This window comes from Pyxidicoccus fallax (assembly GCF_012933655.1).
Lineage (GTDB): Bacteria > Myxococcota > Myxococcia > Myxococcales > Myxococcaceae > Myxococcus > Myxococcus fallax.
Genome location: NZ_JABBJJ010000120.1, coordinates 24,323 through 33,034 on the forward strand (window position 1 = coordinate 24,323; position 8,712 = coordinate 33,034).

The window sequence follows — 8,712 nt, forward strand, 5'->3', positions numbered from 1 at the left end:
TGCGGCCCATGCCTGGCCACTGCGAGCCCTGGCCCGGGAAGACGAACACCACTTTTGGCAGCGACGTCGGCGCCACCCGGCCGCGCACCGCGCCTGGAGGCGTCTGCCCCTGCCCCGCCGCTTCCATCGCCGCCTGCAAGCCGGCACGCGAGGTCGCGCTGATGGCGAGCCGGTGCTCCAGCGCGCTGCGCGTCGTCGCCAGGCTGAAGGCCACGTCCTCCAGCTTCAGCTCCGGATTCGCCGAGAGGTGCGCCGACAGCTGCGCCGCCTGGCTGTCCAGGGCCGCCGCGGACTGCGCGGAGAGGACCACGAGCCGCGCCGACGGTTCCGTGATGCCTTCCGCGGCCGGGGCGTCCAGCCGGAGCGGCACTCCCGCTGTCACCAGCGCGCCCGACGCCGCGAGCAGCGACTTGCGCTCGCCATCGTCGCGCCGCGCGGACGCCACCACCCTGCCCTGGCGCCCCTCGCGGGCCAGGGTCTGCTCCACCACCTGCGTCAGCACCGCGTGCGGGTCGACCTCGATGAAGACCTCGAAGCCCTCCGAGGCGAGCCGCCGCACGGTCTGCGCGAAGAGCACGGGCTCTCGCAGGTTGCGCGCCCAGTACGCGCCGTTCAGCTCCTCGCCGCCGAGCGGCGCCGCCGTCACCGTGGAGTAGAACGTGGTGCTCGCGTGCTGGGGCGCGACGCCCGCGAGCAGCTGCCGCAGCTCCGGCAGCAGCGAGTCGATCTGCGGGCTATGGGACGCGTAGTCCACGCGCACCTGCCGACACGAAACGCCGCGAGCCGGCAGCGCGGCGAGCAGCTCCTGCAGCGCGGCCTCCTCGCCGGCGACCACGGTGGTCTCGGGGCCGCTGCTGACCGCGACGACGAGCCGCCCGTCATAGGGCGCCAGGGCCTCGGTCGTGGCCTCGAACGACAGGCCCACCACCGCCATGCCACCCCCGCGCGCCGCGTCCACGATGAGCTTGCTGCGCTGGCAGATGATGCGCGCGGCATCGTCCAGGCCCAGGGCTCCCGCCACGCAGGCGGCGGCCACCTCGCCCATGCTCTGGCCGATGACGGCATCGGGCTCGACGCCCCGGCTCCGCCAGACGGCGGAGTACGCCAGCTGCATGGCGAAGATGGCCGGCTGCACGAAGTCCGTCTGGTCGAAGAGCGCCGCGTCGGACTGCTTTAGCCGCTCCAGCAGCGACCAGGGCACGTACTTCCGGAAGGCCTCGTCGCACTGCTCGAGCACCGCGCGTGCCGCGGGCTCCTCCGCGAGCAGCGTCCGCCCCATGCCCAGCCACTGCGAGCCGTGGCCGCCGAACATGAAGGCCACGCGAGGCCTCGCCGCCTGGGCGTGCCCCACGGTGATGTCCGTGGACGCCTGCCCCTTCGCGAAGTCACCGAGCTGCCGGGACAGCTCCTCCAGCGACCGCACCACCAACGACAGCCGCCAGGGCGCGAACTCCGCGGCAACGGACTCCGCGCACACCGTCTCGAGCGAGCGCCCGTCGTTCGAGCGCAGCGTCTCCACCATGCGCCGCGCCCGGCGCTTCAGGCCCTCCTCGGTCTCCGACGAGAGCAGGAACAGCCGGGGCTCCTCGAGGGTCGTCGCCTCGAGCACGACGTGGCTGTTCGTGCCGCCGAAGCCGAACGAGCTCACGCCGGCCACGAGCCGCCCCGCCTCCGCTTCCCAGGGCTCCAGCGTCGACTGCACCTTCAGCCGCAGCGCCTCGAACGGGATGTGCGGATTGGGCTTCTCGAAGTGCAGGCTCGGCGGGAGCGTGCGGTGACGCATCGACAGCGCCACCTTGATGAGGCCGGCCATGCCCGCCGCCGCCTCCAGGTGGCCGATGTTCGTCTTCACCGAGCCGATGCGCAGCGGACGCTCCTCGGGACGCCCCACGCCGAGCACCGCGCCGAGCGCGCCCGCCTCGATGGGGTCTCCGAGCAAGGTGCCGGTACCGTGGGTCTCCACGTACTGCACGTCGGTGGGCGCGACACCCGCCGAGGCGCACGCGTCGCGCACCACGGCCTCCTGGGCGCGGGGGTTCGGCGCGGTCAGTCCGTTGCTGAACCCGTCGTTGTTCACCGCGCTGCCGCGAATGACGCAGTAGACGGTGTCGCCGTCGGCGAGCGCGTCCGACAGGCGCTTGAGCACGACGACGCCGCCGCCCTCACCCCGGACGTACCCGTTGGCGCGGGCGTCGAAGGCCTTGGAGCGGCCATCCGGAGCCATGGCGCCGAACTTCGTCATCGCGATGGTGCTCTCGGGCGCGAGCAGCAGGTTGACGCCGCCGGCCAGGGCCACGCGCGACTCGCCGGACAGCAGGCTCTGCCGCGCCAGATGCACCGCCACGAGCGAGGACGAGCACGCCGTGTTGACGGCGAGGCTCGGCCCGGTCAGCCCGAGCGAGTACGAGACGCGGGCCGCCACGATGCTCAGGTCCTGCCCCACGGCCGTGTGCTGGGCAATCCGCTTCTCGTCGTGGGTGACCAGCCGGCCGTAGTCCGTCCACATCGCCCCGAAGAACACGCCCGTGGCGGTGTCCTTCAGGCTGGACGGTCCGATGCCGGCGTCCTCCAGCGCCTCCCAGGACAGCTCCATCATCAGCCGCTGCTGGGGGTCCATCTGGACCGCTTCCCTGGGCGCGATGGAGAAGAAGGGCGCGTCGAAGCCGTCGACGCTGTTGAGGAAGCCGCCCCAGCGGGTGCTCAGCTTCCCGGGGGCCGCGGGGTCGTCGGAGAAGAACGTCTCCAGGTCCCACCGCTCCTTGGGGACCTCGGTGATGACGTCGAGGCCGTTGCGCAGCAACTGCCAGTACGCGCCGGGAGAGCTCGCGCCACCAGGGAACCGGCACGCGATGCCGACGATGGCGATGGGCTCGTTCGACGCCACTGGCGCCTGCCGGGCCTCACCGGGCGCCACGCCGCCCTCACCGCTCAGGTGGCGGGCCAGGGCCTCGATGGTCGGGTACTCCCAGAGCAGCGTGGACGAGAACGGGCGGCCGAGCTCCGTGGACAGCTCCGCGAGCAGCCCCATCGCGCCCAGCGAATCCACGCCGTTGCTACTGAATCGCTTGCGCACGTCGATGGAGTGGTGCTCCACCTTCCGCCGCTCGGCGATACGTGAGACGAGCCACTCCGCGATGGCCGCGCTGCTTGCCTGCCCCAGCTTGGAGTCAGCGGTCATGACGTACCTCGGTTGATACGTCATTGATTGCGCCGCAAACTGCCCGGTTTTTCCTAAGTAGCTGATATTCCTCGGAAAAACCACACAGCAGCCAAGCCCCAAAATCCCCAACGTCCAGCGTTCGCTTCGTCATCTCGTTTTCGCTCTTTGTACATAGACAGCGCGAAGCGGAACTGTCCATCAGAAAACAGTTTCTTGACGCTGACTTCACCCCTGAGCCTTGCAAGCATTCACCGCACGCAAAGCCATACCAGCCGTCTCGCGACTCGCGGACGGATCAGCGTGACGACGGCTGTCACCGAGGGTGGATCACACTTCACTCAGCGGCGGCCGCGCAGGCAGCGCCCCGAGGGTGTGAGGCCCTACTTTCCCGATACGGAGTGACCCGCTTTTCCTGGCTCGGGCCACATCCCTTTTAAGGAAAAGCCGAGCTCAACGGTGGGATGAGGAGGGATTAAGCACTCGCAGCCTGATTATGAGAATCGCAATCCATGCGCTTCTCACTGTCAGTCTGTCTTTTCGATTGGTGAGTCAATTCCTGTCAGGACGCATGGCCGACAGCCGGTGGTGGTGCCGCCCCACTCCACCCTCGTGGCCATGCCCCGCCGCCAGCGGCTCGATGAACCCGCGCCAGCCCACCCGAAGCATGATGGGAGCGACGAGCGAACGCCTGTTCCTCCGCCTGGACGGGCGGAGGAAGGCGCTCGAGCTGGGCTGACGCCTCACACCGGGACGAGCTGGTCCGCGATGCGGGCCAGGTCCGACACGGAGTTGACGACCACGGCCTGGTGGCAGTGCTTCTCGTAGGTGAGCATCTCGCTGTCGCCGATGCCCCAGTTGCCGCGCTCCTCGGGGCAGATCCACAGGAGGCGCTTCGCCTTGCGGCGCAGGTCCTTCAGCGCCCAGGCGTTGTTGGCGTTGTAGTTGTTCCGCCCGTCTCCAATGATCATCACCGTGGTGCGCCGGGTGATGCTGCCCAGGTGGTCGCGGGTGAAGTCCGCCAGGGCGCGTCCGTAGTTCGAGTTCGCGCTCAGGGACACCGTCTTCCCCGCCGTGGCCATGTCGATGGCCTCGTCCACGTCCAGGTCCTTGAAGTACTGCGTCACCTCGCCCACGTCGGACACGAAGACGAACGAGCGCACGCGCACGAACAACGACTGCATCGTGTGCATGAACAGCATCATCATCCGCGACGCGTTCCGCACCGAGTCGGACACGTCGCACAGCACCACCAGCTCGGGGCGCTCGGGCCGGCGGCGGCGGAACTGGGGCACCATGGGCACCCCACCCCACGGCATGTTCCGGCGCAGCGTGCGGCGCACGTTGAGCGCGCCCCGGCGGTGCGAGCGCTGCTTGCGAATCATCCGGCTGCGCAGCTTCTCCGCCAGCGTGCGGACAGCGGACTCCATCTGGTCCACCTCCGCCTGGGTGAGCAGGTGCAGCGGCTTGTCCTGCACCGTGTCCGTGCGGCGGCGGATGCGCGCCTCGGCCTGCCGCTTCACCTCCTGGCGCGCGGCGTTTTCGATCTTCCGCATCGCCTCCGCGACGTGGCGCGAGACAATCTCCACGCCCTCCGGAGCGAGCCCGCGGGCGCGCAGCTCGTCCTCCAGGGACTTCATGTCCGAGCGGGCCTTGTCCATGCCCGCCGCCGCCAGCATGCGCCGCGAGAAGAAGCCCGCCTGCAGGGGGCTCTCCAGCTGCGACAAGTCCAACTGGAGTGACGCCATCCGGAAGATCTGCGCCAGCCGGGCCCGGTCCCCCTCGAGGATGGCCTGGGCCAGCGGCGACATCTCCGGCAGGAGCTGGTTCATCTGGATGATGACCATCTTCAGCAGGTCGCCCTCCAGGTAGCCCTCCTCCTTGAGCTGGTCCGCCAGCGACTTGTCGATGGCCTCGAACGTCTTCGCCGCGCCGGAGAAGTAGAAGTCGAACGCGCGGTTGAAGGTGTCCACGTCCAGCTCGCGCTTCACCATCGTGGTGCGCAGCACCGAGCGGAACAGGCTCCGGTCCTTCAGCCCCACCTCGGCCGTGGCGCGCAGGGCGTCCTGGACCTCGGACGTGCTGACACGCACGCCGTTCTGGCGAAGCACTTCGGCGAACTCGACGATGCGGGCGTCCACGGAACCATCATGTCCGGCGGCGGCCCCGGCGCAATCCGGAATGCGGGGCGGGCCACAGCAGACGGTTGACTGCCCGGCCGGCGCACGCAGGGTTATCTATAACTATCCTCATAAATCTGGTTTTACTGCTTCGAGTCAGAGCAGACCCATGGCCCCACACGGGGCCACTGCGGCCCCGCGCAACATCAAAAACGCACATTCCGTGTGGGTTCAGCTGCCGCGCTCGAAGGACATGACCGCCTCGACGTGGTGCGTCTGGGGGAACATGTCGACCACCTGGAGGGCCAGGGGCTTGTAGCCCGCCTCCACCAGTCCCGCCGCGTCGCGGGCCAGCGAGGCCGGGTCACACGCCACGTACACCACGCGGCGCACGCCCAGGGCGGTCATCCACTTCGCGAGGCCCGGGGCCCCGGTGCGCGGCGGGTCCGCGAGGCACACGTCGAACTTCCGGCCCTCGGCCACGAGCCCGTCACACGCCTTGCGCGCGTCGCCCTGGATGAAGCGCACGTTGGCCACCCCACCCTCGCGAGCACTCCGCTGCGCCAGCTCCACGCCCACCGGCGAGGACTCCACGCCCAGCACGGACGCCGCGCCCGCGGCCAGGGGGAACGTGAAGTTCCCATTGCCCGAGTACAGCTCCAGCACGGAGTCACCGTCCCGCGCGGCCAGCTCGTACACGGCCGAGGTGACGAGCCCCACGTTGGCCTCCGCGTGCGCCTGGGCGAACGCGTCCGGCCGCAGGTACAGCGGCACCTCCGGCCGCAGCGGCGAGTACGAGCGCAGCGCCGGCTTCCCCAGCACGCGCGGAGAGCCCTCCTTCGGCACCAGCACCGCGCCCTCCAACCGCAGCGAGCGCACCGCCGCCTCCGCCGCCTCCACGTGCCGCGCCGTCACCGGCCCCGTCAGGTTCACCGCGAAGGCGGCCTTGTCCCCTTCGGCCAGCAGGAGCACCTCGTCGGTGTCCTTCGCCAGCGGCTTGAGCAGCGGGGCCAGTTTCCCGGGCAGCGTCGCCAGCACGGGCGTCAGCGCGCCGCACTCGGACACGGGGATGCGGTCGTGGCTGCGCCGCCCGAAGTACCCCAGCGTGCCCTTGCCCGTGGGGTGCAGCACCGCGCGGCGCCGGTAGCCCCAGTCGCGGGGGGCCACCAGGAGCGGGCGGACGGTGAAGGATTCCCTCGGCAGGTGGCCCAGGTGCTCCAGGGTGGAGAGGACGATCTCCTGCTTCGCGGCACGCTGGGCGGGCTCGGCGAGCCCCAGCCAGTCACAGCCGCCGCACTCACCGGCCCACGGGCACATCTCGGGGCGCCGGTCCGGGCCGGGCGTCACCACCTGTCGCAGCAGCCCGCGCAGCACGCGGCCCTGGGCCTCCAGGTGCACGCGCACGGTGTCGCCGGGGAAGGCGCCGGGCACGAAGACGGTGCGCCCCTGCCAGGAGGCCACGCCCTCGCCCAGCTGGCCCAGGCGGTCGATGGTCAGTTCAACGGGAGTCTCGGGTAGCGGCAGCATTCAGGGGCTCGACGGGCGACGCGCCCCCGGGCGGCCACCCTCACTTCCTTGTCGCGGCCGGCGCTTCCGGGGGGAACTCCGCGCGCAGGCGCTCCACGAACTCCCCGATGCGCGACCGCTTGTCGTCGTCAACGTCCACGAACTCCACGGCCATCCCCGGGGACTGGTTGGCGGGCGCCGCGCCCAACGCATTGGTGCGCGTCACGCGGCCCTTCAGCTCCACCGGGAAGTGCGCTCCGGGCAGCGTCACCAGGATCCGCACCACCGTGTCTACCGGCAGCGGCTTGTCGGTGTTGATGTACAGCCCGCCGCGAGACAGGTTCACGGCCCAGTCCGTCACGAACCCGGACACGCTGCTGTAGGCCACCGGCAGCTCGTACTCCACGCGGGGCGCGCGGTCGTTCGCGACGTGTTTCTCCGGAGTGTCAGCCATGCGATGGGGCTCCCCCGCGGGCCTTCGACGGCACCCGCGGGGCGCACCCTAGCCTCGTGCGCTCAGAATTTCATCTCGCGCACGTCCGGAGCCACCTTCAGCTTCGGCTCCGTCAGCTTCTGCACCTGCTCCACCGTCACGCCGGGGGCCACCTCGCGCAGCACCAGCCCCTCGGGCGTCACGTCGATGTACGCGTGGTCCGAGACGATGTGGTGCACGCACTTGAGGCCCGTCAGCGGCAGCGAGCACTTCTTGAGGATCTTCGGCTGGCCTTCCTTGTTGGCGTGCTCCATGGCCACGTAGATGCGCTTGGCACCCACGGCGAGGTCCATGGCGCCGCCCATCCCCTTCACCATCTTCCCGGGGATCATCCAGTTGGCCAGGTCACCCTCTTCGCTGACCTCCATGGCGCCGAGCACGGCCATGTCGATATGGCCGCCGCGGATCATCCCGAAGGACAGCGCGGAGTCGAAGAACGACGCGCCCTTCACCGTCGTCACCGTCTCCTTGCCCGCGTTGATGAGGTCCGGGTCCTCCTGTCCCTCGAAGGGATAGGGCCCGATGCCCAGGAGGCCGTTCTCCGACTGGAGCACCACCTCGACGCCGGCGGGGATGTAGTTGGGGACCAGCGTGGGGATGCCGATGCCCAGGTTGACGTAGTAGCCGTCCCGCAGCTCCCGGGCGATGCGCATCGCGATCTGTTCACGAGTCAGTGGCATGGGCTCCTCACGCCTGCTTGCGGACGGTGCGCCGCTCGATCCACTTCTTGAGGTTCTTCGCCTGGACGATGCGGTGCACGAAGATGCTGGGGATGTGCACCTGATCCGGGTCGAGTTCGCCGGGCTGCACGATGTGCTCCGCCTCGACGATGGTCACCTTCGCGGCCATGCACATCATGGGCGAGAAGTTCCGCGCCGTCTTGTTGAACACCAGGTTGCCCCAGGTGTCCGCCTTCCACGCGTGGATGATGGCGAAGTCCGCCTTGAGCGGCGTCTCCAGGACATGGAGCCGGCCGTCGATCATCCGCGTCTCCTTGCCCTCGGCCACCTGCGTCCCGGCGCCGGTGGGGGTGAAGAAGCCGCCGATGCCGCAGCCGCCGGCGCGGATGCGCTCGGCCAGGGTGCCCTGCGGGTTCAATTCCACCTCCAGCTCGCCGGAGAGGAACTGCCGCTCGAACTCCTTGTTCTCTCCCACGTAGCTGGACACCATCTTCTTCACCTGCTTGTTCTGAAGCAGGATGCCGAGCCCGAGCTCGGTGGTGCCGCAGTTGTTGGAGATGATGGTGAGGTTCTTCACGCCCTTCCGGTGAAGCGCCTCGATGAGGTTCTCCGGGTTGCCGCACAGACCGAAGCCGCCGCTCATGAGCGTGCAGCCATCCGGGATGTCGGCGACCGCCTCGTCCGCGTTCGCGTAGACCTTGTTCATCCGCCCTCCCGATATGGAAACGGGGTGAAGGCCCGGGAAGGCCCCCACCC

At 69.6% G+C, this 8,712-nt stretch carries 6 protein-coding genes (1 of these 6 running past the window's edge); all 6 read right to left on the reverse strand.

Features of this window, described 5'->3' with window-relative positions; genetic code table 11:
* Positions 1-3,178 carry the beginning of a type I polyketide synthase gene (locus tag HG543_RS56425; RefSeq protein ID WP_169347330.1) on the reverse strand. It extends 4,769 nt beyond the left edge of the window, so 3,178 of the gene's 7,947 nt are visible here — the first part of the coding sequence; the start codon lies at positions 3,176-3,178; the stop codon falls past the left edge of the window.
* A 722-nt stretch (positions 3,179-3,900) separates the two neighbouring features.
* On the reverse strand, positions 3,901-5,298 hold the full coding sequence (locus HG543_RS24820) for a VWA domain-containing protein (protein WP_169347331.1): 1,398 nt from the start codon (positions 5,296-5,298) through the stop codon (positions 3,901-3,903).
* A gap of 210 nt (positions 5,299-5,508) precedes the next feature.
* The gene (locus tag HG543_RS24825; RefSeq protein WP_169347332.1) at positions 5,509-6,804 is read right to left on the reverse strand and encodes a class I SAM-dependent RNA methyltransferase; all 1,296 of its coding nucleotides are present in this window, start codon (positions 6,802-6,804) and stop codon (positions 5,509-5,511) included.
* Positions 6,805-6,844: 40 nt separating this feature from the next.
* A complete protein-coding gene (locus tag HG543_RS24830) occupies positions 6,845-7,237 on the reverse strand; it encodes a TIGR02266 family protein (protein WP_169347333.1) in 393 nt (130 codons plus the stop codon).
* Positions 7,238-7,299: 62 nt separating this feature from the next.
* Positions 7,300-7,956 (reverse strand): CoA transferase subunit B, encoded by a 657-nt coding sequence (locus HG543_RS24835; protein ID WP_169347334.1) that lies wholly within the window; start codon positions 7,954-7,956, stop codon positions 7,300-7,302.
* Positions 7,957-7,963: 7 nt separating this feature from the next.
* Positions 7,964-8,662, reverse strand: coding sequence for a CoA transferase subunit A (locus tag HG543_RS24840; protein WP_169347335.1), 699 nt, complete (start codon positions 8,660-8,662; stop codon positions 7,964-7,966).
* Between the last annotated feature and the right edge of the window lie 50 nt (positions 8,663-8,712).